The organism is Streptomyces sp. NPDC041068, assembly GCF_040647455.1.
Lineage (GTDB): Bacteria > Actinomycetota > Actinomycetes > Streptomycetales > Streptomycetaceae > Streptomyces.
This window is the reverse complement of sequence record NZ_JBEZCG010000007.1, coordinates 230,096-251,656: the sequence shown is the minus strand read 5'-3', so window position 1 is coordinate 251,656 and position 21,561 is coordinate 230,096. Positions and strand designations below refer to the sequence as shown.

Annotated in this window: 20 protein-coding genes; 15 read left to right on the top strand and 5 right to left on the bottom strand. The window is 71.2% G+C overall.

All coding sequences use genetic code 11. The features are described 5' to 3' along the window. Positions 1 to 53 precede the first annotated feature (53 nt). Positions 54 to 1,217 carry a sensor histidine kinase gene (locus tag AB0B50_RS18280; RefSeq protein WP_362332343.1) on the top strand — a complete coding sequence of 388 codons (1,164 nt, stop codon included), beginning with the start codon at positions 54 to 56 and terminating at the stop codon, positions 1,215 to 1,217. A gap of 4 nt (positions 1,218 to 1,221) precedes the next feature. Further along, positions 1,222 to 1,923: a response regulator transcription factor gene (locus tag AB0B50_RS18275; RefSeq protein WP_362332340.1), complete on the top strand. Its 702-nt coding sequence runs from the start codon at positions 1,222 to 1,224 to the stop codon at positions 1,921 to 1,923. A gap of 121 nt (positions 1,924 to 2,044) precedes the next feature. Here AB0B50_RS18275 and AB0B50_RS18270 read toward each other — a convergent pair whose 3' ends face one another. Further along, complete coding sequence (locus tag AB0B50_RS18270) at positions 2,045 to 2,455, bottom strand: peptidoglycan-binding domain-containing protein (RefSeq protein WP_362332337.1); 411 nt, start codon at positions 2,453 to 2,455, stop codon at positions 2,045 to 2,047. Between the two features lie 283 nt (positions 2,456 to 2,738). Here AB0B50_RS18270 and AB0B50_RS18265 point away from each other — a divergent pair, with 283 nt between their 5' ends. The 3 genes from AB0B50_RS18265 (at position 2,739) to AB0B50_RS18255 (ending at position 5,443) form a co-directional block, all read left to right on the top strand. Continuing rightward, positions 2,739 to 3,497, top strand: a complete 759-nt coding sequence (locus tag AB0B50_RS18265; RefSeq protein ID WP_362332334.1) for a peptidoglycan-binding protein — start codon at positions 2,739 to 2,741, stop codon at positions 3,495 to 3,497. Next, a complete protein-coding gene (locus tag AB0B50_RS18260; RefSeq protein ID WP_362332331.1) occupies positions 3,494 to 4,426 on the top strand; it encodes a helix-turn-helix domain-containing protein in 933 nt (310 codons plus the stop codon). Before AB0B50_RS18265 ends, AB0B50_RS18260 begins: the two co-directional genes overlap by 4 nt. A 429-nt stretch (positions 4,427 to 4,855) precedes the next feature. Next, positions 4,856 to 5,443 (top strand): helix-turn-helix transcriptional regulator, encoded by a 588-nt coding sequence (locus tag AB0B50_RS18255; RefSeq protein ID WP_362332328.1) that lies wholly within the window; start codon positions 4,856 to 4,858, stop codon positions 5,441 to 5,443. A 73-nt stretch (positions 5,444 to 5,516) separates the two neighbouring features. On the opposite strand, the gene AB0B50_RS18250 is transcribed toward AB0B50_RS18255, so the two are convergent. Beyond that, on the bottom strand, positions 5,517 to 6,065 hold the full coding sequence (locus AB0B50_RS18250; protein WP_362332325.1) for a peptidoglycan-binding domain-containing protein: 549 nt from the start codon (positions 6,063 to 6,065) through the stop codon (positions 5,517 to 5,519). A gap of 400 nt (positions 6,066 to 6,465) precedes the next feature. Between AB0B50_RS18250 and AB0B50_RS18245 the strand changes: the two genes are divergently transcribed. After that, a complete protein-coding gene (locus AB0B50_RS18245; RefSeq protein ID WP_362332323.1) occupies positions 6,466 to 7,725 on the top strand; it encodes a DUF2690 domain-containing protein in 1,260 nt (419 codons plus the stop codon). A 688-nt stretch (positions 7,726 to 8,413) separates the two neighbouring features. Next, positions 8,414 to 9,403 (top strand): malate dehydrogenase, encoded by a 990-nt coding sequence (locus AB0B50_RS18240; RefSeq protein ID WP_362332321.1) that lies wholly within the window; start codon positions 8,414 to 8,416, stop codon positions 9,401 to 9,403. Between the two features lie 66 nt (positions 9,404 to 9,469). On the opposite strand, the gene AB0B50_RS18235 is transcribed toward AB0B50_RS18240, so the two are convergent. Then, positions 9,470 to 10,816, bottom strand: a complete 1,347-nt coding sequence (locus AB0B50_RS18235; protein WP_362332811.1) for an MFS transporter — start codon at positions 10,814 to 10,816, stop codon at positions 9,470 to 9,472. A 173-nt stretch (positions 10,817 to 10,989) separates the two neighbouring features. Here AB0B50_RS18235 and AB0B50_RS18230 point away from each other — a divergent pair, with 173 nt between their 5' ends. Beyond that, positions 10,990 to 11,907 carry a LysR family transcriptional regulator gene (locus AB0B50_RS18230; protein ID WP_362332318.1) on the top strand — a complete coding sequence of 306 codons (918 nt, stop codon included), beginning with the start codon at positions 10,990 to 10,992 and terminating at the stop codon, positions 11,905 to 11,907. Here the strand turns inward: AB0B50_RS18230 and AB0B50_RS18225 are convergent. Continuing rightward, positions 11,898 to 12,239, bottom strand: coding sequence for a hypothetical protein (locus AB0B50_RS18225; protein ID WP_362332315.1), 342 nt, complete (start codon positions 12,237 to 12,239; stop codon positions 11,898 to 11,900). The two genes, AB0B50_RS18230 and AB0B50_RS18225, sit on opposite strands and share 10 nt — an antisense overlap. A 93-nt stretch (positions 12,240 to 12,332) precedes the next feature. Between AB0B50_RS18225 and AB0B50_RS18220 the strand changes: the two genes are divergently transcribed. Both AB0B50_RS18220 and AB0B50_RS18215 read left to right on the top strand, forming a co-directional pair. Next, positions 12,333 to 12,578: a helix-turn-helix transcriptional regulator gene (locus tag AB0B50_RS18220; RefSeq protein ID WP_055699457.1), complete on the top strand. Its 246-nt coding sequence runs from the start codon at positions 12,333 to 12,335 to the stop codon at positions 12,576 to 12,578. A 2-nt stretch (positions 12,579 to 12,580) separates the two neighbouring features. After that, the gene (locus AB0B50_RS18215; RefSeq protein ID WP_362332312.1) at positions 12,581 to 13,108 is read left to right on the top strand and encodes a hypothetical protein; all 528 of its coding nucleotides are present in this window, start codon (positions 12,581 to 12,583) and stop codon (positions 13,106 to 13,108) included. Between the two features lie 15 nt (positions 13,109 to 13,123). Here the strand turns inward: AB0B50_RS18215 and AB0B50_RS18210 are convergent, their stop codons facing one another. Further along, positions 13,124 to 13,978, bottom strand: coding sequence for a hypothetical protein (locus AB0B50_RS18210; RefSeq protein WP_362332310.1), 855 nt, complete (start codon positions 13,976 to 13,978; stop codon positions 13,124 to 13,126). Between the two features lie 165 nt (positions 13,979 to 14,143). Between AB0B50_RS18210 and AB0B50_RS18205 the strand changes: the two genes are divergently transcribed. From AB0B50_RS18205 to AB0B50_RS18185, 5 genes are all read left to right on the top strand, one after another. After that, a complete protein-coding gene (locus AB0B50_RS18205; protein WP_362332307.1) occupies positions 14,144 to 15,673 on the top strand; it encodes an aldehyde dehydrogenase family protein in 1,530 nt (509 codons plus the stop codon). Positions 15,674 to 15,778: 105 nt separating this feature from the next. Further along, a complete protein-coding gene (locus AB0B50_RS18200; RefSeq protein ID WP_362332304.1) occupies positions 15,779 to 17,311 on the top strand; it encodes a GMC oxidoreductase in 1,533 nt (510 codons plus the stop codon). Then, a complete protein-coding gene (locus AB0B50_RS18195; protein WP_362332301.1) occupies positions 17,308 to 18,438 on the top strand; it encodes a glycine betaine/L-proline ABC transporter ATP-binding protein in 1,131 nt (376 codons plus the stop codon). The genes AB0B50_RS18200 and AB0B50_RS18195 overlap by 4 nt, the downstream gene beginning before the upstream one ends. Further along, positions 18,438 to 20,435, top strand: coding sequence for an ABC transporter permease subunit (locus tag AB0B50_RS18190; RefSeq protein WP_362332298.1), 1,998 nt, complete (start codon positions 18,438 to 18,440; stop codon positions 20,433 to 20,435). Before AB0B50_RS18195 ends, AB0B50_RS18190 begins: the two co-directional genes overlap by 1 nt. Before the next feature lies 1 nt (position 20,436). Then, positions 20,437 to 21,405, top strand: a complete 969-nt coding sequence (locus AB0B50_RS18185) for an ABC transporter substrate-binding protein (RefSeq protein ID WP_362332296.1) — start codon at positions 20,437 to 20,439, stop codon at positions 21,403 to 21,405. Positions 21,406 to 21,561 lie beyond the last annotated feature (156 nt).

Below are 21,561 nucleotides of genomic sequence, written 5' to 3'. Positions count from 1 at the left end.
GGTACCGCGACCGGTTGACGTTCCCCCGCCCGCATGCGGGTTACGCTGCGGCGATGCGGATCCGCCCCCTTGCCGTCGACGCGCTCATCGCGGTCGCCCTGACCACGGTGGCCGTGCTGCTCGGGCAGGAGTCCGTCAAGCAGGGCTGGCCCGAACTGGACGCCACGGGCTATGTGTTGGTGGCGCTGGTCAACCTGCCGGTCGTGGTCAGGAGCAAGGCGCCGCTCACGGTGCTGCTCGTCGTGCACGCGGTGTGCGTCGTGTACATCACCGCGGGCTACTGGCCCGTCGTGAACACCTTCGGGCCCATGCTCGCCGTCTACACCGTCGCGTCCCTGCGGCCCCTGCGCGTCTCCCTGCCCTGCGCCGGGCTGATGTGCGCCGTCTGGATCTACGCCGGTCTGGTCAGCGAGAACTCCGTGATGGCCTCCGTCATCGGCCAGGCCGCCGGCTTCTCCCTCGTCCTGCTGCGCTTCGGGTACGTCGCCCGGCAAACGGCGGAACTGGCACGGCAGTTGAAGCGGGAGCAGGACGAGCGGGCCAGGCGTGAGGTCGCCGAGGAGCGGGGGCGGATCGCGCGCGAGCTGCACGACGTGGTCGCCCACCACATGTCGGTGATATCCGTGCAGGCGGGCCTCGCCACGTTCGTCTTCGGCTCCGACCCCGCCACCGCGCGCGCCGCGCTCGGCACCATCGCGGGGACCAGCGGCGAGGCCCTGGAGGAGCTGCGCCGCATGCTGCGGGTGCTGCGCGCCGAGGGCGGCGAGCACGACGGCGAGGCCCCCGCGGCGCCGATGCCGGGGCTCGCCCGCCTGGACGAGATGGTCGAGCGGGTGCGCGCCGGGGGCGTCACCGTCGAGCTGCGTGTCACGGGAACGCCGCGGCCGCTCGCGCCCGGCGTGGAGCTGTGCGCGTACCGCGTGGTGCAGGAGGCGCTGACCAACGTACTGAAACATGCCCACGGCGCCGCGGCCGCCGTCGAACTCGCCTACCGGAGCGGCCATATCGAGGTGTCCGTCACCGACGACGGAAAGGGGGTGATTCCGGCCAGAGTACGCACCGGTAGCGGGCATGGCTTGCTTGGGATGCGGGAGCGGGCCAAGCTCTACGGCGGGACGATCAGCATCGGCCCGCTGAGCGAGGGAGGGTTCGCCGTGCGACTCACCCTGCCGACCTCGGCACGGGCCGCGGCGCGGGGGGACGACGCATCGGAATGACCGGATGACCGCTTCCATCAAGGTGCTCGTCGTCGACGACCAATTCCTCATCCGTGCGGGGTTGGTGGGACTGCTGCGCGCCGCGCCCGGCATCGAGGTCGTGGGCGAGGCGGGCGACGGCGACGAAGCCGTGGAGCTCGCCGCGCGGACCAGGCCCGACGTCGTCCTGATGGACATCCGCATGCCCGGCATGAACGGCATCACGGCCACCGCGAAGATCCTGGAGCAGGCGCCCGAACCGCCTCCTCGCATCCTGGTGCTCACCACCTTCGACCTCGACGAGTACGTGTACGGGGCGCTGCGCGCGGGGGCCTCCGGGTTCCTGCTCAAGGACTCCGGGCCCGAGCGGCTGCTCGCCGCGGTGGCGGCCGTCGGCGGCGGCGACGCGCTCTTCGCGCCCAGCGTGACGCGGCGCCTGGTCGAGGCGTTCGCGCGGCAGACGGCGGGGCCCGAAGCCGACGACAGCCAACCGCCGCCGGACCTCGGGGTGTTGACCCTGCGCGAGGTCGAGGTCCTGAAGCTGATCGCGCGCGGTCTGACCAACGCGGACATCGCCGAGCGGCTCTACATCAGCGAGGCCACCGTCAAGACGCACCTCAACCGCACGATGAGCAAGCTCGACCTGGACAGCAGGGCGCAGGCGGTGGTGGTGGCGTACGAGACGGGCCTGGTGACGCCGGGTGCGGCGGGCGGCACGGGGGGCTGAGCGCGGCCTGAGCACACGACGCGCGGCCCGTCCTCTCCCCCGGGGGAGGACGGGCCGCGCCTCAGGAGCGTGCCGCCGGTGGTGCCGGTAGTGCCGGTGGTGCCGGTGGTGCCGGTGGCGCTCAGCGCTGGCAGAAGCTCTTGTTCGTGTCCGGGTGCAGCACCTTCCAGGTGTTCGGGCCCACCACGCCGTCCACGGCGATGTCGGGCTTGCGGGTCTTGTTGCAGTTCTGCTGGCTGACCTTCACGGCGTGCGCGGTCTTCTCGCCGTACCAGCCGTCGATCTTGACGTAGTCGCCCCAGCCCCAGACCTTGTTCAGGAGGCACTGGGCGTGCTTGATCGCCTTGCCCTCGTTGGAGCCGATGTACAGGGTCGGGTGGCCGCCCTTGTAGCCGCAGGGGGCGGCGACCTTGGCGGTGCTCTCGGGCTGGGCCGCGCCCGCCGGTGTGCTGGAGAGGACGCCGCCCGCGAGACCGCCCGCGAGGGCCAGGGAGGCGAAGCCTACGGTGAGGCGCTTGCGCGTGCTGATCATGATTCCCCCGGTGGTTGTCGGTGTGGAGGGCGGCGCGGAGTGGACCGCGCCGCCCGGTGTGCACCACTGACACTGCCGTGACGAACGGGTCAACGGCCAGAAGAAATGGCCGAGTTGGGCCCTTCGGGGACGTCCCACGGGCTGACCTGCGGGGATGTGCCGCCCGGTGACGCGATCGTGGGACGGGGCCGCGGGTCCGGGGAACCGGTGTGTCTGCATCCGCCATCCTTCGTGGGGACAAGGGCGCTTGTCGCCTCGGGGGAAGACGCGAATGGAGTGGAACATGTCGCGTTGGAAGGAACTGCCCGTATCGCTGGGGGACCGCGAGCGGGAACTCGTCGTCCAGCTCCGGCGGTTGAAGGACCGCAGCGGGCTGAGTCTGGCCTCGCTCTCCGCCAAGACCTCGTACAGCCGCTCCTCCTGGGAGCGCTACCTCAACGGCAAACTGCCCGTGCCGCGCGAAGCCGTCGAGGAGCTGGCGCGGGTGTGCGGGGCGGAGTCGACGCGGCTTCTGGTGCTGCATGAGGTGGTGGCGGCCTCGGGCGGGGGCGGTTCTGTCGGGGGTGCTGTCGGGGGTGCCGAGCTGTCGGGGTCGGAGTCGGGGCCGGAGTCGGCGCCGGTGGATGCGGGGCGGCGGCTTGTGCCGCTGCGGCTCGCGGTCGGCGGCGCCGCGCTCGCTGTGGCCGTGGCGTTCGGCGCCGGGCTGCTCGTCGGGGGCGCGTGGTGGGGCGACGATGAACAAGGGCGGGGCGTGTACTCGTATCAGAAGGGGCGTACGTACGACTGCGACGACGGCCGGGAGGACGGCGCGCGGTACGCCGGGTACAGCCTGACCCGGGAGGCCCTGCTCGACCGGGGCGGCAGCGGCTGGGAGGTCGTCGAGGCCCAATGCCTCCTGAAGCGGGCCGGGTTCGGGGCGGGTGCGGTCGACGGCGCGTACGGGGACGGGACGAAGAAGGCGGTCACGCGCTTCCAGCGGGCGCGCGGCCTGGTGGACGACGGGATCGTGGGTCCCGACACCTGGGGGGAGTTGCGCAAGTGAGTGTGGATCGGCCTGGTGGCGCCGCGTCGGCACCGCCCGCCGAGTGCGGGCAACTGAGCGCGGAGCTGAGGGAGTTGCGGGAGCGCACGGGGTTGAGCCTGGCGGCGCTCGCCCTGCGTACGCCGTACAGCAAGTCGTCCTGGGAGCGGTACCTCAACGGCAAGAAGCCCGCGCCGCGCCAGGCGGTCGTCGCGCTGTGCGGTCTCGCGGGCGAGGAGCCGGGGCGGCTGCTCGCGCTGTGGGAGCTCGCGGACGCGGCGTGGAGCGGGCGGGCGGCGCGGAGTGGGGTGGCGGTTCCGGGGGTGGGCTCGGGCGTGGGCGTGGGCGTGGGCGTGGGTGCGGGCGTGGCCGCCTCGGGCTCGGCGGAGGAGGTTTCCGGGGCTTCGGCGGACGCGGTCGGTCCGGTGGCCCGGCGGCGTCGGGGCGTCGTGTTCGCCGCGGGCGTCGCGGCGGCGGCCGTGCTCGCGGGGCTCGCCGTGGCGGCGGGGGTCGGCGCGGGGAGCGGGGCGCAGGGCGGTCCGGGGGCGGCGCGCGGGACCGCGCCCGCGCCGTACGAACCGCGCTGCGTCGGGCGGGCCTGCGAGGGCAAGGATCCGGTGCGGATGGGCTGCGGCGGTCAGGGTCAGGTGGCCTCGCTCGCCGTACGGGACTTCGCCGACGCCCGCCGCGTCGAGCTGCGGCACGGCAAGGCGTGCCACGCGGTGTGGGTGCGTGCCAGGGGGCTGCGGCCCGGGGACCGGGTCGAGCTGACGGTGCCGGGGGCCGCGCGGAAGACGGTCGCGGCGGACGAGGCACGGGATGCGCGGCGCTATCTGGCTACGCGGATGACGGCGACGGTGGACGGGGGCCGTGGATCCGGTGGGCCCTCCGGGGCGCGGGTGTGTCTGGTGACGGCGGGGAGCGAAGGGCGGCAGTGCTTTGGGGGGTGACGCCCTCTTGAGGGGTGGATCGCGGTGCGTATTGCGGTGCGGGTCGCGGTGCGTATTGAGGGGTGGATCGCGGTGCGGATCGCGGTGCGGGAAATGAGAGACGGCGCCCGTCCTCTCCCCCGTGGGAGGACGGGCGCCGCCGATTTGGGAGCGTGCTTCCTGCTGGATTCTCCCGATGTAAGCGGTGCGTTCCGCTCGAGATCCAGAGTCATGGACCCGCCAAGCGCGTTCAAGGGATGCCAAGCCCCTGTGGCACGGAAGTGACCATTCCGCAATGGTGTTCGGGGAGTGCTACGACCCTGGTCCGATGCCTGTGACGGAGTCGGGCGGGAGCCGGGCGGAACCATTCCGCCGTATCCCGCCGTCACTTCGGCCAAGCGGGCGGGACGGCCCGCCGAAGCGGGGCGGGCGAGGCTCGGGGGGTGGGCCATGGGTACGGGCTGGCAGCCTCTTCCAGAGGGACTTCCGCCGGAGGTGCAGCACTTCGTCGAACAGTTGAGGCTGCTCAAGGACCGCACGGGGCTCAGTCTGGTCGCCCTCGGTCAGCAGACCGCGTACAGCAAGTCCTCCTGGCAGCGTTACCTCAACGCCCAGCAGCCGCCGCCCCGCCAGGCGGTCGCCGCGCTGTGCCGGGTGGCGGGCGTCGACTGCGAACGCTTCGGTGTGCGCTGGGAGTTGGCGGTGCGCGCCTGGCCGCGGGGCGGGGTGGAGCGGGGCGGTGCGGAAGGCGCCGTGGCGAGTGTCTCCCCGGCGCGGGAGGGCATCGGCGGGCGTGACCGCGGCAGCCGTGACGGCGAGGAGCCGACTGTGCCCTGGTGGGAGCCGGTCCCCTCGCCGGCGCGGGAGGCGCGGGAGGCGCGGGAGGGGTGGAAGGGGTGGAAGGGGTGGGAGGGGCGGGAGGAATCGCGCGGGCACCGCGCCGGACCCTCCTGGCGGTTCGTCGCCTGCGTCGCGCTCGTCGGCGTGGCGGTGCTGCTCGTCGGGGTGCTGTGGCTCCTTGCGCGGAGCGCGGGCTGAGAGCACGCGCTGAGGGGACCGCCAACGCGTGGCGGTCCCCGGGGCGGTGCGGTGCGGCGCGTGCCGCCGTGGATCAGCTGCGCCAGTCGTACGCCGCCTTCTTCCACTGGCCGTAGACCTTCACGTAGTACGTGCCGCCGACCCTCTTGAACGTCACCTCGTGGTTGTAGCCGCTGTACGTGACCCATCCGCCGCTGCCGTTGGGCCCGTCCAGGAAGTCGTCCGCGGCCCCGAAGGTCTCCTTGCCCGCGATGCCGTCGACGTCCTCGAGGTCTTCGTTGTGCTGCCAGTACTTGGTGGCCGACTCGGTCCTCTTGCCGAAGCGGCCGTCGATGTCCGACTTCTTGAACGTGTGCCGCTGGCCGTTGCTGTCCTTCCACTTGGCGCCGTCCGCGTACAGAACCGTCTGCCACAGCCGCGTGGCGTTGCTGTCCGCGTGGCTCCAGCGCGACAGGTCGCCCTCGTCGCCCCAGTCGTTGTACGCGACGCCCTTGCCGTCGACGACGTGGGGCCCGGTGGCCTGGGCGAGCGGCGCGACGCCGCCGAGTGCGACGCCCGCCCCCGCCGCCACGGCCACCGCCGCCATGATGAGCCTCTTCGGCCTGCCCTGGGTGTTGCGCATGTGATCCCCCTAGTGGTGCGCTGACTGCCCTCGATGCTTCCGTGTCGGGGACCGTGGAAAAAGGGTCAACTCCCGCAATCGGGAAGCTTTGGGACGTCCCGGGCCGCAGCCTGGGGTTCTGCGTCGGGGAGCGGGACGGCGGTGGGACACTGGACCGGGGACCGCGGGTCGGGACCGCTGGGCCGGGGCCGCTGGGCCGGGCTCGCTGGGCCGGGGTCGCGGGCCACGGGGAGTGCGACCTTGCACGCCACTGGCCCGAATGCTCCCGTGCGCCCCTACTCCGGGAACTGACATCCTGGCTTTGCGCATCCCTCTGGGTAGTCCAGAACGGGCGACGCAGGGGCGGCGCGGGGTCGGCGCGGGGGCAGGACAGGCACGTACGGGGGGAATAGGGGGAGCAATGCCTCGTTGGAAGGCGCTACCGGATGAGCTCGATCCGCAGGTCAGGGAGTTCGCCAGTCAGCTGCGCAGGCTGGTCGACCGCAGCGGTCTGAGCATCGCGGCGGTTTCGGACAGGACCGGCTACAGCAAGACGTCGTGGGAGCGCTATCTGAACGGGCGGCTGCTCGCGCCGAAGGGGGCGATCGTCGCGCTGGCCGAGGTGACGGGTACGCCGCCTGTGCACCTCATCACCATGTGGGAGCTCGCGGAGCGTGCCTGGAGCCGCTCCGAGATGCGGCACGACATGACCATGCAGGCGATCCGCATCTCCCAGGCGCGGGCCGCGCTGGGGGAGTTGGGGCCCAACCCCGCCGGTTCCGCCAAGTCGGCCAAGGACTCGAAGTCGTCCAAGACGTCCAAGCCGTCCGATGAGCCCAAGTCGGCCGGTGCGGCGAAGCCTGGTGGCGGTGCCGCCGCCGCGCGCAATGGCTCCGGGGCCGCCGGGGGCTTCGGTGGCGTCGGGCGGGCGACGGGGGTGGCCGGGCCCGCCGGTGTGGTGCCCACCGTGCCGCCTCAGGCTTCCGGGCCTGCGGGTCCTGCCGGGCCTGCTTCCGGCTCCGCGTACGGGGCCTCCGCCTCTCAGGGGTCGTACGGTCCTCATGGCTCGTACGGCGATGTCTCCGCGTCCGCCTTCGGTGAGGGCGGGCGGGGTGTCGCGGGTGCGCCGCCGCCCGGCACGCACGAGCCGCAGCGGGGCGGGGACTCGCCCGACGGGCAGCGGCGGCGCAGGAAGCTGACCATGTTCCTCGCGGGGGTGGTCGGTGCCCTCGTCGTCATCGCGGCCGCGGTCTTCCTGACCGGCTTCGGCGGCGACGACAAGGGGGACGACGCGTCCAAGCCGTCCGTGGCGCCGACGACCAGTGACGACGACCTGCCCGCCGGGGTCGAGTGCAACGGCAAGGACTGCGCGGGCAAGGACCCCGAGAACATGGGCTGTGGCGGCGAGTTGGCGAAGACCACGTCCCGGGCCACGATCGGCAAGGCGTTGGTCGAGGTGCGGTACAGCAAGGCGTGCGGGGCCGCGTGGGCGCGGATCACGCAGGCGGCTCCGGGGGACGAGGTCACCATCACGGGGTCGGGCGGGGGAGCGTCCGCGAAGCAGAACGGCACGGTGAACGAGGACTTCGACGCGTACACCCCGATGGTGGCGGTCAAGAACGGCACGGCGGCGAAGGCCTGCGCGACGCTGACGTCCGGCCAGACGGGCTGCACGGAGTAGCCGCGGGCGGGCTGGGGTTCGTCTGCGGGTGTGTGGGGTGTGGGGGCTGGTTCGTCTTTTGGTGTGGGTGCTTTGCCCTGTGCGGGTCGTACGCCTTGTTTCTTTGGGTGCGGGGCCGCGGGGGTATGTCCGTACTCGCCATCTTTGTTGTGGGGTGTTGTTGCTGCGGCTGGGGTTGGCGTTGTGCTCGGTGCTCCGTGCGCACATACCCCCGCGTCCCCTCGCGTGCGTGCGCGGCTGCGGCCCGTCGCCGATTGCACTCCCTGCTTGTCCGTCCCCATGTCCACTACCGCGAGACGGGCGGGTGGGAGACATCCGCCGCGGAGCGTCGGCAAAGGAGATACCGCCCCGCGCAGAAAAGTCAGGGGGCAAGGGGAATGACCCGCCCCCCGGAGGGCAGGCGCACCGTACCCCCACGGGAGTGGTCACACCCCCACGGCGGCCGCCACGTTCCCTCTCCCGAGGTGGCGGCCGCCCCCGGGGGAAAGCTGTGGGCGGGGCCACACGGACCCGGCGGCCAGGGGTGGTCGGGGCGCGATAGCCTGACGGCGGATCTCTCTTGATGCCAAGAGATCGATCATCGAGAGGCGATCGAGGACTCGGCGTGGTGTCGGCGGGGATCCAGGAAATAGGGGATCCGGTACGAAGGACAGGGACCCCCACCGCCAGCTGTCTTACGGAGATCGCCATGACCCGCACTCCCGTGAATGTCACCGTCACCGGCGCGGCCGGCCAGATCGGCTACGCGCTGCTCTTCCGCATCGCCTCGGGCCACCTGCTCGGCGCGGACGTGCCGGTCAATCTGCGACTGCTTGAGATCACGCCCGCTCTGAAGGCCGCCGAAGGCACCGCCATGGAGCTCGACGACTGTGCCTTCCCGCTGCTGAACTCGATCGAGATCAGCGACGACCCGAACGTCGCCTTCGACGGTGCGAATGTCGCGCTGCTCGTCGGTGCCCGCCCCCGCACCAAGGGCATGGAGCGCGGTGACCTCCTGGAGGCCAACGGCGGCATCTTCAAGCCGCAGGGCAAGGCCATCAACGACCACGCCGCGGACGACATCAAGGTGCTGGTCGTGGGCAACCCCGCCAACACCAACGCGCTCATCGCGCAGGCCGCCGCCCCGGACGTACCGGCCGAGCGCTTCACCGCGATGACCCGCCTGGACCACAACCGCGCGCTGTCGCAGCTCGCGAAGAAGACCGGTTCGTCCGTCGCCGACATCAAGCGGCTCACCATCTGGGGCAACCACTCCGCCACCCAGTACCCGGACATCTTCCACGCGGAGATCGCTGGCAAGAACGCCGCCGAGGTCGTGGGCGACCAGGCCTGGCTCGCCGACGACTTCATCCCGACCGTCGCCAAGCGCGGCGCCGCGATCATCGAGGCCCGTGGCGCGTCCTCGGCCGCCTCCGCCGCCAACGCCGCCATCGACCACGTCCACACCTGGGTCAACGGCACCGCCGAGGGCGACTGGACCTCCATGGGCATCCCGTCCGACGGTTCGTACGGCGTTCCGGAGGGGCTCATCTCCTCCTTCCCCGTCACCGCCAAGGACGGCAAGTACGAGATCGTTCAGGGGCTCGAGATCAACGAGTTCTCCCGTGCGCGCATCGACGCGTCCGTCAAGGAGCTCGCCGAGGAGCGCGAGGCCGTGCGCGGTCTCGGCCTCATCTGAGTCGTACGACTTGTGCGCGACCGCCCCGGCAGCAGCTGCCGGGGCGGTCGTCGTTTCGGGTGGTGCTCACGACTTCTTGCCGTAGCCGAGCGCGACCAGGGCCGCCGCCGCGATCACCACGACCGCCACGAAGCGCAGCGCCGCCTCCATGCCGCCCAGGAAGCCGCCCGAGGTGTGCGAGGCGAGGGTCGTGCCGGTCACGGCCACGCCGAGTGCCGCGCCGACCTCGCGCGCCGAGGTGCTGAGCCCGGAGCCGAGGCCCGCCTGGTGGGGCGGGAGCGAGCCGACGACGCTCAGCGTGAGCGTGGGCATGCACAGGCCCGTGCCCGCCGAGATGATCAGGAGCCAGCAGGCGTAGACCGCGTAGGGGGTTGAGCCGGTCGCGGTGGATGCGCCGAGCAGGCCGAGGCCGATCAGGAGCAGGCCGCCGCCCGCCACCACGCGGGGCGGTCCCGACCAGCGCGCGGCGAGCTTGGGGACCAGGACCATGCCGATGGTGAGCGGGATGATCGCGAGGCCCGCGCGTGCGGCGCCGTACCCCTTCTCGTACTGCAGGTACTGCGAGTTGACGTAGAAGAGGGAGAAGAGGCCGAAGAAGCTTGCCGCCGTGCCGAGCGTCGCGGCGCGCAGGCGCGGCGTGGCGAAGACCCGGGGGTCGAAGAGCGGGGCGCGCGAGCGCAGGGCGTGCGCGACGAAGAGTGCGACGAGGGCCGCGCCGATCGCGAAGGCGGCCAGGATGCGCGCGGACGTCCAGCCGTACATCGGGCTCTCGATGATGCCGAAGAGCAGCGCGAGCAGGCCGCCGGTGAGCAGGAGCGTGCCGAGCGGGTCGAGGGACGGCGCCCGGTCTCCGACCGTGTTGTCGGTCCGGGGCGTCGTGCGGGCCACGGCGAGGGCGAGCAGCGCGGCGAGCGGCACCACCACCCAGAACAGCGCGCGCCAGGACAGGTACTGGCCGACGAGCCCGCCGCCGATGTTGCCCGTGAGGCCGCCGAGTCCGGCGGCGAGCGTCCAGGAGGCGACGGCGCGCGGCCGGTCCTGCTGTGGTGCGACGCGCATCAGGATCGACATGGTCGCGGGCATGATCAGCGCGGCGCCCGCGCCGGAGACGGCGCGTCCGGCGATCAGCATCGCGGGGGAGACGGCGAGCGCGCTGACGGTCGCGCCCGCGGCGAAGAGGCCGAGTCCGGTGAGCAGCGCGCCCTTGCGGCCGTACCGGTCGCCGAGCGCGCCGGCCGGGATGAGGAGCCCCGCGAAGACGATGACGTACGCGTCGACGATCCACAGGAGTTCGCTCGACGAGGGGTGCAGTCCGGACGAACTCAGCTGCGGGACAAGGAGGTTGATGGCGGCGACCATGCCTTGCGCGACGAGGACGCAGGCGCAGAGGGTGAACAGCGTCGACCGCTTCAGGGGGGATGGGGGCTTCGGGGGCGCGGAAGGGGCCGCTGATGTCGATTGCGGCGTCGGCGGCTTCAGGGCAGGCGAGGACAAGGCTCCTCCTCGGGAGCGTCGTGGTGTGGGATGCCCTGCCACCGTAGGCTCGGCCCTGACTTGCTTTCCAGTGCAACTTACACAAGGGATTGATGCGTGTGACGCAATCCAGTGGTGCCGGGCTCGACCTCAATCTGCTGCTCGCCCTCGATGTCCTGCTCGACGAGCAGAGCGTGTCCGGCGCGGCCCGCAGGCTGCATCTGTCGGAGCCCGCGATGAGCCGCACCCTCGGCCGCATCCGCAAGGCCCTCGGCGACCCCGTCCTCGTACGGGCCGGGCGGCAGATGGTGCCGACGCCGCACGCGCTGGCCGTGCAGGCCGAGGTGGGCGCGGTGGTGGAGCGGGCCCGCGCGCTCTTCGCCGGGCCCGGCGCCGTCGACCTGCGCACGGTCTCCCGCACCCTCACGATCCTCGGCTCCGACGCGATCGCCGCCGCGTACGGCCCCGCGCTCTTCGCCCGCGCCGCCGACGAGGCCCCCGGCGTGCGTCTCCGCTTCCTCGGCGAGAGCCACGTCGACGAACCCATGCTGCGGCAGGGCACCGCCGATCTGGAGCTCGGCGTGATCGACACGACGGCGCCCGAGGTGCGTGTGGAGAAGATCCGCGAGGACCGCATGATCGGCATGGCGAGGCCCGGACACCCTTTGCTGAAAGGGAAGCTGACGGCCCGTCGGTTCGCGGCGGCCGACCATGTGACCGTCTCGCGCAGGGGGCGCCTGTCCGGTCCGCTGGACGCCGCGCTCGCCGAACTCGGCCTGAACAGGCGGGTGGTGGGCAGCATGGCGACGTTCTCGTCGTCCGTCTTCGTGCTGCTGCGCACGGACCTGGTGGGCCTGGCCGCGTCATGGACCCGCCCTCTGGCGGAGGCCCTGGGCCTGGTCACCTTCGAGGCCCCGGTGGAGCTGCCGCCCCTCCCGCTGGGCATGGCCTGGCACCCGCGCCACGACGCGGACCCGGCGCACGCGTGGCTGCGGAGGTGTGCGCGGGACCTGCTGGCGGCTCAGGAGTGAGGGGTCCCCGCCGCCTGCAGCGCCGCCGCCTCCTTGGACAGCCGCACCGCCGACGCCAGGCTCAGGCCCGGCTCGGCCTGGCGCAGGGCCTTGATCGCGTGGACCGAGTCGGCGGGGCCCGTGTGCCCGGCGGCGGCGATCTGACGCAGGGCCCAGCGGCCGCGTACCTCGGTGTCCGGGACGGCGGCCGTGCGGGCGAGGAGTGCCGCGGCGCGCTCGAGGCCGGGGCGGTCCCTCTCGTCGGCCGTCGCGAGCGCCTCGCGCAGCTCGTCCGCGACCGCGTCCGTGTCGCGCAGGGCGATCACCATCAGTTCCCGCTTGGTGCCGAACATGTTTCCCGCTCCCTGGCCTCGTGGCTCGTGCCGGCGTGGTTCTGGCCGGCGTGGTCATTGCTGTTGTACTCGTGAATGTAGTACTTCTTATACATGAGCGAGCAAGTGCACAACAGGTTGGCGATGGTGCGCGCCGAGCGAAAGGTGTCGCGTCAGAGCCTGGCCGAGGCAGTGGGGGCCCACTACCAGACCATCGGCTACATCGAGCGCGGGCAGTACAACCCGAGCCTCGACCTCGCGCTGAAGATCGCGAAGTACTTCGAGCTGCCGGTCGAGGCGCTGTTCTCCCTCGAACCGTTTCGCCCGCTCACGGATCAGGTCTACGGGAGGAATCAGTGACGATGGCCGACGAACGCCCCATGACGGGCTACGACCGGCGGATGTACGCGCTCATGAACCGCCGCGAGGGCGCGCCGCTGCACGCGACCGCGGCCCGCAGGCGTCTCGCCGTCGGGGTGCACATCGCGCTGACCGGCGCCAGCGTCGCGGCCTGGCTCTTCGCGGTCGTCGGCGACGAGCGCTGGGCGGTGTTCGCGCTGCTCGCCCTGATTCTGCCGTGGTGCTTCACCACCGGAGTCATCAACGGCTCGGTCCGGGGGATGCTCGACCTGCGCGCCCGCGCCCTGGACGAGCGTCAGCGGGCGGAGAAGGCCCGGGTGGTCGCTCTCGCGCACCGCGTCATGCTGTGGGTGCTGCTCGCCGCCGCCGTCGGGGCGGGCGCGGTCTGGGCCACCGGGCACGACGCCGAGGGGCTGATCTTTCCCGTCCTGTTCGCCGTCTTCGTCACGCACTGGCTGATGCCCGTGTGGGTGGCGGGCCTCACGGCCGCCGACGAGCCCGCCGACGACGAGATCGACGAGGCCCGCTGACCGGCCCCCGCGGGGTCACACCTTCTGCAACCGTTCCCGCAGCTTCGACACGTCCACCGACTCGTCCGCCGACGGCGTCTTCGACGGGACCGGCTCGTCGTAGTCCGAGAAGGTCGTCGTCGTGTCGTCGCCGTCGCCCTTCTCCACCGCCTTGAGCAGATAGGGCTTGCCCTCGGTGGCGACGTACAGCGTGGTCTCCTTGCCGTCGTCCGTGCCGGTCAGGGTGATCGCGGAGGTGCCGTCGACCTTCGCGGCCCCGCCCTTCTCCAGTGACTTCGTGTCGTCGTCCGAGTCGTCCTCGATGTCCTTCTGGATCTTGCCGAGGTCGCAGACCTCGGCGACCTCCTTGAGCATCGCGTCACTCGTGCTGCCGTGGATGTAGCGGTTCTTGAAGAGCTCGGCCGCCGCCTCGCCCTCGCCGCCGGGGATCTGTGTCTTCCAGAAGGTCTCGTCCGGCTTCATCCACACCTTGTCGCCGCGCTTGACCAGTTCGAGCGTGGCGCCATTGGCCATTCTCATCGTGCCGGTGCAGTTCTCGTCCCGGTCGAGCGTCAGCTCCATGGACGTCGGGTCGTCCGAGTCCGACGCGTCCGAGTCCGAGTCGGAGTCCTTCGTGGCGTCCGCGCCCGTCGCCTTCATCGAGATGTGCACCGACTTCGCGTCCAGCAGTTCCTGCTTCGCCTTATCGGAGATCTCCTGGGCGCTCATGCCCGCGACGCCGTTGCTCTCGCCGCCCCCGTCGCTCCCGCCGTCGGCGCTGCTCGTGCCGCTTGCCTTGTCCTTGCCGTCGCCATCCGAGGAACATGCGGGCAGGATCAGCAGGGCCGCCACGCAGCATGCCGCGCTTCCCAAAGTTTGCTTACGGGACATTCCACTCATAGCGTCACCTCCGGTGACAAACCGTGTATCGAGCGTACGTTTTGCCCCGAGTGCCCGCATGCTCAGTGACACAGCGCACTTTCGGCCACTGGATGCGCATGGTTTCTCCACCTCAGGGCAGGTGCACCCGGCTACCGCGAGTGACAGGCGGGGCAAATGACAGGAACGGAAGGCAAACGGGACGTGTCCGCACAACAGACCATCCATGTGGGCGGAGAGTGGCTGAGCGCCGCCTCCGGCACCACCCGCGAGATCCTCGACCCGGCGGACGCGAAGCCGTTCGCCGTGATCGCCGAGGGCGGGGCGGAAGACGCGGACGCAGCCATCGCCGCAGCCCGCAAGGCCTTCGACGAGGGCCCCTGGCCGAGTACGCCGGTCGCCGAGCGCGCCGCGCTGCTGCGCCGCGTCGCCGATCTCCTCGTACGCGACCGCGAGGAGATCGGGCTCCTGGAGAGCCGCGACGCGGGCAAGACCCTCGAAGAGGGCCGCGTCGACGTGGACTGCGTCGCCGACGCCTTCCGCTACTTCGCCGACCTCGTGATCGGCGAAGGCGCGGGCCGTGTCGTGGACGCGGGCTCCGACGACATCCACAGCGTCGTCGTGCACGAGCCCATCGGCGTCTGCTCGATGATCACGCCCTGGAACTACCCCCTGCTCCAGGCCAGTTGGAAGATCGCGCCCGCGCTCGCCGCCGGCAACACCTTCGTCATCAAGCCCAGCGAGATCACCCCGCTGACGACGGTGGCCCTCATCGAGCTGCTGGTCGAGGCGGGCCTGCCCGCCGGTGTCGCCAACATCGTGACCGGCCCCGGCCACACCGTGGGCGCCCGGCTCGCCGACCACCCCGACGTCGACCTGGTCTCCTTCACCGGCGGCCTCGTCTCCGGCACCAAGGTCGCCCAGGCCGCCGCGCTCGGCGTGAAGAAGGTCGCCCTGGAGCTCGGCGGCAAGAACCCGAACGTGGTGTTCGCCGACGCCTGCGCCACCGACGAGGGCTTCGACACCGCCGTCGACCAGGCGCTGAACGCCGCCTTCATCCACAGCGGGCAGGTCTGCTCCGCCGGTGGCCGCCTCATCGTCGAGGAGTCCGTCCGCGAGCGCTTCGTGGCCGAACTCGCCCGCCGCGCCCAGAAGATCAAGCTCGGCCGCGGCACCGAAGAGGGCGTCGAGTGCGGACCGCTCGTCTCGGAGCAGCAGCGCGAGAAGACCGAGATGTACGTCGCCTCCGCCCTGGAGGAGGGCGCGGTCCTGCGCTCCGGCGGCAAGCGCCCCGAGCCCAGTGACGTCCGCCCCGCCGAGGGCTACTTCTACGAGCCGACCGTGCTCGACCAGTGCCACCGCGGGATGAAGGTCGTGCGGGAGGAGGTCTTCGGGCCCGTCCTGACCGTCGAGACCTTCACCACCGAGGACGAGGCCGTCGCGCTCGCCAACGACACCGAGTACGGCCTCGCCGGCGCCGTGTGGACCACCGACCAGGGCCTCGCCCGCCGCATGGCCCGCCGGATGCGCCACGGCACCATCTGGATCAACGACTTCCACCCCTACCTGCCGCAGGCGGAGTGGGGCGGCTTCGGCAAGAGCGGCGTCGGGCGCGAGCTCGGTCCCGCCGGGCTCGCCGAGTACCGCGAGTCCAAGCACATCTACCAGAACCTGGCGCCCGCGCCGGTCCGCTGGTTCGCGGGCTAGACCCCAGCCGCGTACGGAAGTCCGACAGTTCAGGAAGTTCAGGCACCCCCCGCTCATTACGCGCAAGCACCTTGGCACGACCTCGCAGGAAGAGGAGCACCACGCATGTCCCAGACCGAGTTCGACTACGTCATCGTCGGTGGCGGCACCGCAGGATCGGTGATCGCGTCCCGTCTCACCGAGAACCCGGACGTCACCGTCGCCGTCATCGAGGGCGGCCCCAGCGACATCGGCCGTGAGGACGTCCTCACGCTGCGCAAGTGGCTCGGCCTGCTCGGCGGCGAGCTCGACTACGAGTACACGACCACCGAGCAGCCGCGCGGCAACTCGCACATCCTGCACAGCCGCGCCAAGGTGCTCGGCGGGTGCTCGTCGCACAACACCCTGATCTCCTTCAAGCCGCTGCCGTCCGACTGGGACGAGTGGGAGGAGGCGGGCGCCACCGGCTGGAACGCCAAGGCGATGGACCCCTACTTCGGCAAGCTGCGCAACAACATCGTGCGCGTCGCCAAGAAGGACCAGAACCAGATCGCCACCGACTGGGTCGAGGCGACGAAGACCGCCCTCGGCGTCCCGGAGGTCGTCGGCTTCAACGACAAGCCCTTCGACGAGGGCGTCGGCTTCTTCGACCTCTCGTACCACCCGGAGAACAACAAGCGCTCCTCCGCCTCGGTCGCCTACCTCCACCCCCATATGGAGGCCGGTGACCGCCCCAACCTCGTTCTCTTCCTGGAGACCTGGGCCACCAAGCTGGAGCTGGACGGCAAGACCGCCCGCGGCGTCCACGTCCGCACCAAGGAGGGCGAGGAGAAGCTCCTCACCGCCCGCCGCGAGGTGCTCGTCTGCGCCGGCGCCGTCGACACGCCGCGGCTGCTCATGCACTCCGGCATCGGCCCGAAGAAGGATCTCGAAGCCCTCGGCATCCCGGTCGTGCACGACCTGCCGGGCGTCGGCGAGAACCTCATCGACCACCCCGAGTCGGTCATCGTCTGGGAGACCAACGGACCGATCCCCGGCAACTCCGCGATGGACTCGGACGCCGGTCTGTTCGTGAAGCGGGACCCGGAGCACAAGGGCCCGGACCTGATGTTCCACTTCTACCAAATCCCGTTCACGGACAACCCGGAGCGCCTCGGCTACGAGCGCCCCGAGCACGGTGTCTCCATGACGCCGAACATCCCCAAGTCCCGCGCCCGCGGGCGTCTTTACCTGACGTCGGCCGACCCCGAGGTCAAGCCCGCGCTGGACTTCAAGTACTTCGAGGACGAGGGCGACTACGACGGTCAGACCCTCGTCGACGGCATCAAGCTGGCGCGCAAGGTCGCGCAGGCCGAGCCGTTCGCCAAGTGGCTCAAGCGCGAGGTCTTCCCCGGTCCCGAGGTCACCGACGACGCGGAGATCAGCGAGTTGGTGCGCAAGGCCGCGCACACCGTCTACCACCCTGCGGGCACCTGCCGAATGGGCGCTTCCACTGATGAACTCGCCGTGGTCGACCCGGAGTTGAAGATCCGGGGTCTGACAGGAATCCGTATCGCGGACGCATCCGTCTTCCCGACGATGCCCGCCGTGAACCCGATGATCGGAGTGCTCATGGTCGGGGAGAAATGTGCCGAGATCCTTGGTGGTGACGGCCGATGAGCGAGGCCACCGTGACGAACACGGACACGGCGGACAAGAGCGCGGCGCCCGGTGACGGTCCCGTCTTCGCCGTCCAGAACCTCTGGAAGGTCTTCGGCCCCGGCGCCGAGCGAATACCGGACGACACCTCGCTGCACGGCCTGAGCCCGGCCGAACTGCGGGAGCAGACCGGCTGCACCGCCGCCGTGCGCGATGTGTCCTTCGAGGTCAAGAAGGGTGAGGTCTTCGTCGTCATGGGCCTGTCGGGCTCCGGCAAGTCCACCCTCGTACGCTGCCTGACCCGCCTCATCGAGCCGACCTCCGGCGCCCTCGCCATCGACGGCGAGGACGTCCTCGCCATGGACAAGTCCCGGCTGCGCGAACTGCGCCGCCACCGCGCCGCGATGGTCTTCCAGCACTTCGGCCTCCTGCCGCACCGCTCGGTCCTCGACAACGTCGCGTACGGCCTGGAGATCCAGGGCGTCGGCAAGGCCGAGCGCCGGGCCAAGGCACTCGAAGTCGTCAAGAAGGTCGGCCTCGAAGGCCTTGAGCAGCGCAAGCCGGGCCAGCTCTCCGGCGGTCAGCAGCAGCGCGTGGGCCTGGCCCGCGCCCTCGTCGTGGACCCCGAAGTCCTGCTGTTCGACGAGCCGTTCAGCGCGCTCGACCCGCTGATCCGCCGTGACATGCAGGAGGAGATCTGCCGCCTGCACGACGAAGAGGGCCGCACGATGGTCTTCATCACCCACGACCTCAGCGAGGCCCTCAAGGTCGGTGACCGCATCGCCCTGATGCGCGACGGCCGCGTCGTCCAGATCGGCACCCCCGAGGAGATCGTCGGCTCCCCGGCCGACGACTACGTCCGCGACTTCGTACGGGACGTGGCCCGCGCCGACGTGATGAGCGTGCGCAGCGCCATGCGCCCCGCCGACGCCGACGAGGAGACCCGCGGCGCGGCCCTCGCGCCCGACGCCAAGGTCGCCGAGGCCATCGAGGCCGTCGCGCGCTCCGGCTTCCCGGTGCGCGTGATGGACGGCAAGCGGTGCCTCGGCGTGGTGGACCACGCGGGGCTGCTCGCCGTCGTAGCGGGCACCGCGGCCCCCGCGGCCCCCGCGCCAACAGTCCCCGGCAAGGGTGAGGTGGTCGCCTGATGGCCACCGCCACCGCATCCAGCCCCGTACGAGATACGGGAATCGGCGCGCTGCTGCGTCACCGTGCCGTCGGCAAGCTCCTGCTGCTCGCCCTCGCCGCGGCGATCCTCGTGCCGATCGCGAACGCCAAGTGGGCCTCCGGCGCCTGGCCGGACGCCCTCACCGTCGACCTGTCCGAGCCGCTGGCCAGGACCACCGACTGGATCATCGACAACCGTGACAGCCACTGGCTGTTCACCTACTTCTTCGGGCACATCAGCAACGCCATCGTCCTGTCGGTGCGCGCCGTCTACCTGGTGCTCCTCGCGGGCGGCTGGGCCGGTGTCATCGCCGGTGCCGCTCTGATCGCCTGGCGGGTCGCGGGCGTGCGGCTCGCGGTCCTCACGGCCGCCGCGTTCGGCCTGTGCGGGCTGCTCGGCATGTGGGTGCCGACGATGCAGACGCTGGCCCTGATGGTCGTGGCCGTCCTCGCCTCCGTCGTGCTCGGCGCGCTCATGGGCCTCGCGGCAGGGCTCAACGACCGGATCTTCCGCATGATGCGCCCGGTGCTCGACACCATGCAGGTGCTCCCGGCCTTCTCGTATCTGCTGCCAGCCGTCCTGATCTTCGGCGTCGGCGTCCCCGCCGCGGTCCTCGCGACGGTCATCTACGCCGCCCCGCCCATGGCCCGCCTCACCGCGCTCGGCCTGCGGGGCGCCGACGGCGGTGTGATGGAGGCCGTGACCTCGCTCGGCACCACCGCACGGCAGCGCCTCGTCTCCGCGCGCCTCCCGCTGGCCCGCAAGGAACTCCTCCTCGGCCTCAACCAGACGATCATGATGGCGCTCTCGATGGCCGTGATCGCCTCGATGATCGGCGGCGCCGGTCTCGGTGACCGCGTCTACCAGGCGCTCGGCTCCGTCGACGTCGGCGCGGCCCTCGCCGCCGGTATCCCGATCGTGCTGCTCGCCGTGGTCCTCGACCGCGTCACGAGCGCGGCCGGTGAGCGCATGGGCGCGAGCCCCGTGGACCGGCAGACGCAGGGCGCCGCCTACTGGTGGGTGACCGGCGGGCGCGGCTCGATTCTCGCCGCCGTGGTGACCGCCGTCGTCGCCGTCGCCTTCCGCTACGCCGACCGCCTGGACTGGCCGGATACCTGGACGGTGAACATCGTCGAGCCGGTCAACACCGCCAAGGACTGGATGGTCGACCACATCTACACCGGCGTGCCCGTCCTCGGCGGCACCGCCGACTGGGCCGCGCACTTCACCACCTGGGTCCTCGACCCGGTCCGCGACGGCCTCCTCTGGATGCCCTGGTGGTCGCTGCTGCTCGTGGTCGCGGCCCTCGCCTGGCTGATCGGCACCTGGCAGACCGCGCTCACCGCCGTCCTCGCGATGGCGGGAATCGGCGTGCTCGGCGTGTGGGACAAGTCCCTCGACACGCTCTCACAGGTCCTCGCCGCGGTCGCCGTCACGATGGTCATCGGCTTCGCGATCGGCATCGCGACGGCCCGGAGCGCACGCTTCGAACGGCTGCTCCGCCCGGTCCTCGACATCTTCCAGACGATGCCGCAGTTCGTGTACCTGATCCCGGTCGTGGCCCTGTTCGGCATCGGCCGCGCCCCGGCCGTCGCCGCGGCCATCGTGTACGCGCTGCCCGCCGTCATCCGCATCACCACGCAGGGCCTGCGCCAGGTCAGCCCCGCCGCGATGGAGTCGTCGAAGTCCCTCGGCGCGACCAACTGGCAGCAGCTGCGCCAGGTCCAGCTCCCGCTGGCCCGCCCGGCGCTGCTGCTCGCCGTCAACCAGGCGGTCGTCCTCGTCCTCGCCGTCGTCGTCATCGGCGGTCTGGTCGGCGGTGGCGCACTCGGTTACGACGTCCTGTACGGCATCGCGCAGGGCGACCTGGCGTCCGGCCTGGTCGGCGGCGCGGCCATCGTCTGCCTCGGCCTGATGCTGGACCGGGTGACGCAGCCGACGGACCGCCGTGAACGCAGTGCGAAGAAGGGGGCGTGACATGCGAGTACGTACTACGCGTGTACTGAGCGCCGCGACCGCGGCCGCCGCCCTGCTCGCGCTGAGCGGGTGCGGCAAGGCCGACATGACCAAGCAGTCCTCCCCGTACGCGAACGCGGCGGGCGCCAAGACCGTGACGCTGTCCGTCCAGTCCTGGGTGGGCGCGCAGGCGGACGTCGCCGTGGCCGAGTACCTGCTCGACCACGAGCTGGGCTACCGCGTCGACAAGGTCCAGATCGACGAGGTCCCGGCCTGGGACGCCCTCAGCCAGGGTCGCGTCGACGCGATCATGGAGGACTGGGGCCACCCCGAGCAGGAACAGCGCTACATCAAGGACAAGAAGACGATCGTCCCCGGCGGCGACGTCGGCGTGACCGGGCACATCGGCTGGTACGTCCCGACGTACTTCGCCGAGAAGCACCCGGACGTCACCGACTGGAAGAACCTCAACAAGTACGCGGACCAGTTCCGTACGGCGGAGAGCGGCGGCCAGGGCCAGTTGATGGACGGCTCTCCGTCGTACGTCACGAACGACAAGGCCCTCGTGAAGAACCTCGACCTGGACTACAAGGTCGTCTTCGCGGGCTCCGAGGCGGCGCAGATCACCCAGATCGAGCAGTTCGCCAAGCAGAAGAAGCCGTTCCTGACGTACTGGTACAAGCCGCAGTGGCTCTTCGAGAAGGTGCCGATGACGGAGGTGAAGCTGCCCGAGTACAAGGAGGGCTGCGACGCCGACCCCGCCAAGATCAAGTGCGCCTACCCGCACACGCCCCTGCAGAAGTACTTCAACGCGGACTTCGCCAAGAACGGTGGCGACGCGGCCAAGTTCCTGAAGAACTTCAAGTGGTCGGAGGCCGATCAGAACGAGGTCTCCCTGATGATCGCGGACAAGAAGATGTCCCCGCAGGACGCGGCGAAGGCGTGGATCGACAAGAACGAACAGAAGTGGAAGGCGTGGCTGCCTAAGTAGCCCACACAACTGGCCCACACAACTGGCCCACCCAACTGGCCCACCCAACTGGCCCACCCAACTGGCCCACCCAACTAGCAGCCCGTCCAACTGCCGCTGTCCCCGGCCGCGGAGAGGCGTTCCGCACGCCTGCCTCGTCCACCTCGCCCACCCCGT

Coding starts and splice junctions, on each gene's coding strand:
- AB0B50_RS18240 (WP_362332321.1), top strand. CDS start 8,414: ATGACCCGCACTCCCGTGAATGTCACCGTCACCGGCGCGGCCGGCCAG.
- AB0B50_RS18195 (WP_362332301.1), top strand. CDS start 17,308: ATGAGCGAGGCCACCGTGACGAACACGGACACGGCGGACAAGAGCGCG.
- AB0B50_RS18220 (WP_055699457.1), top strand. CDS start 12,333: ATGAGCGAGCAAGTGCACAACAGGTTGGCGATGGTGCGCGCCGAGCGA.
- AB0B50_RS18230 (WP_362332318.1), top strand. CDS start 10,990: ATGCGTGTGACGCAATCCAGTGGTGCCGGGCTCGACCTCAATCTGCTG.
- AB0B50_RS18215 (WP_362332312.1), top strand. CDS start 12,581: ATGGCCGACGAACGCCCCATGACGGGCTACGACCGGCGGATGTACGCG.
- AB0B50_RS18255 (WP_362332328.1), top strand. CDS start 4,856: ATGGGTACGGGCTGGCAGCCTCTTCCAGAGGGACTTCCGCCGGAGGTG.
- AB0B50_RS18205 (WP_362332307.1), top strand. CDS start 14,144: ATGACAGGAACGGAAGGCAAACGGGACGTGTCCGCACAACAGACCATC.
- AB0B50_RS18200 (WP_362332304.1), top strand. CDS start 15,779: ATGTCCCAGACCGAGTTCGACTACGTCATCGTCGGTGGCGGCACCGCA.
- AB0B50_RS18250 (WP_362332325.1), bottom strand. CDS start 6,065: ATGCGCAACACCCAGGGCAGGCCGAAGAGGCTCATCATGGCGGCGGTG.
- AB0B50_RS18245 (WP_362332323.1), top strand. CDS start 6,466: ATGCCTCGTTGGAAGGCGCTACCGGATGAGCTCGATCCGCAGGTCAGG.
- AB0B50_RS18280 (WP_362332343.1), top strand. CDS start 54: ATGCGGATCCGCCCCCTTGCCGTCGACGCGCTCATCGCGGTCGCCCTG.
- AB0B50_RS18210 (WP_362332310.1), bottom strand. CDS start 13,978: ATGTCCCGTAAGCAAACTTTGGGAAGCGCGGCATGCTGCGTGGCGGCC.
- AB0B50_RS18225 (WP_362332315.1), bottom strand. CDS start 12,239: ATGTTCGGCACCAAGCGGGAACTGATGGTGATCGCCCTGCGCGACACG.
- AB0B50_RS18190 (WP_362332298.1), top strand. CDS start 18,438: ATGGCCACCGCCACCGCATCCAGCCCCGTACGAGATACGGGAATCGGC.
- AB0B50_RS18185 (WP_362332296.1), top strand. CDS start 20,437: ATGCGAGTACGTACTACGCGTGTACTGAGCGCCGCGACCGCGGCCGCC.
- AB0B50_RS18265 (WP_362332334.1), top strand. CDS start 2,739: ATGTCGCGTTGGAAGGAACTGCCCGTATCGCTGGGGGACCGCGAGCGG.
- AB0B50_RS18275 (WP_362332340.1), top strand. CDS start 1,222: ATGACCGCTTCCATCAAGGTGCTCGTCGTCGACGACCAATTCCTCATC.
- AB0B50_RS18270 (WP_362332337.1), bottom strand. CDS start 2,455: ATGATCAGCACGCGCAAGCGCCTCACCGTAGGCTTCGCCTCCCTGGCC.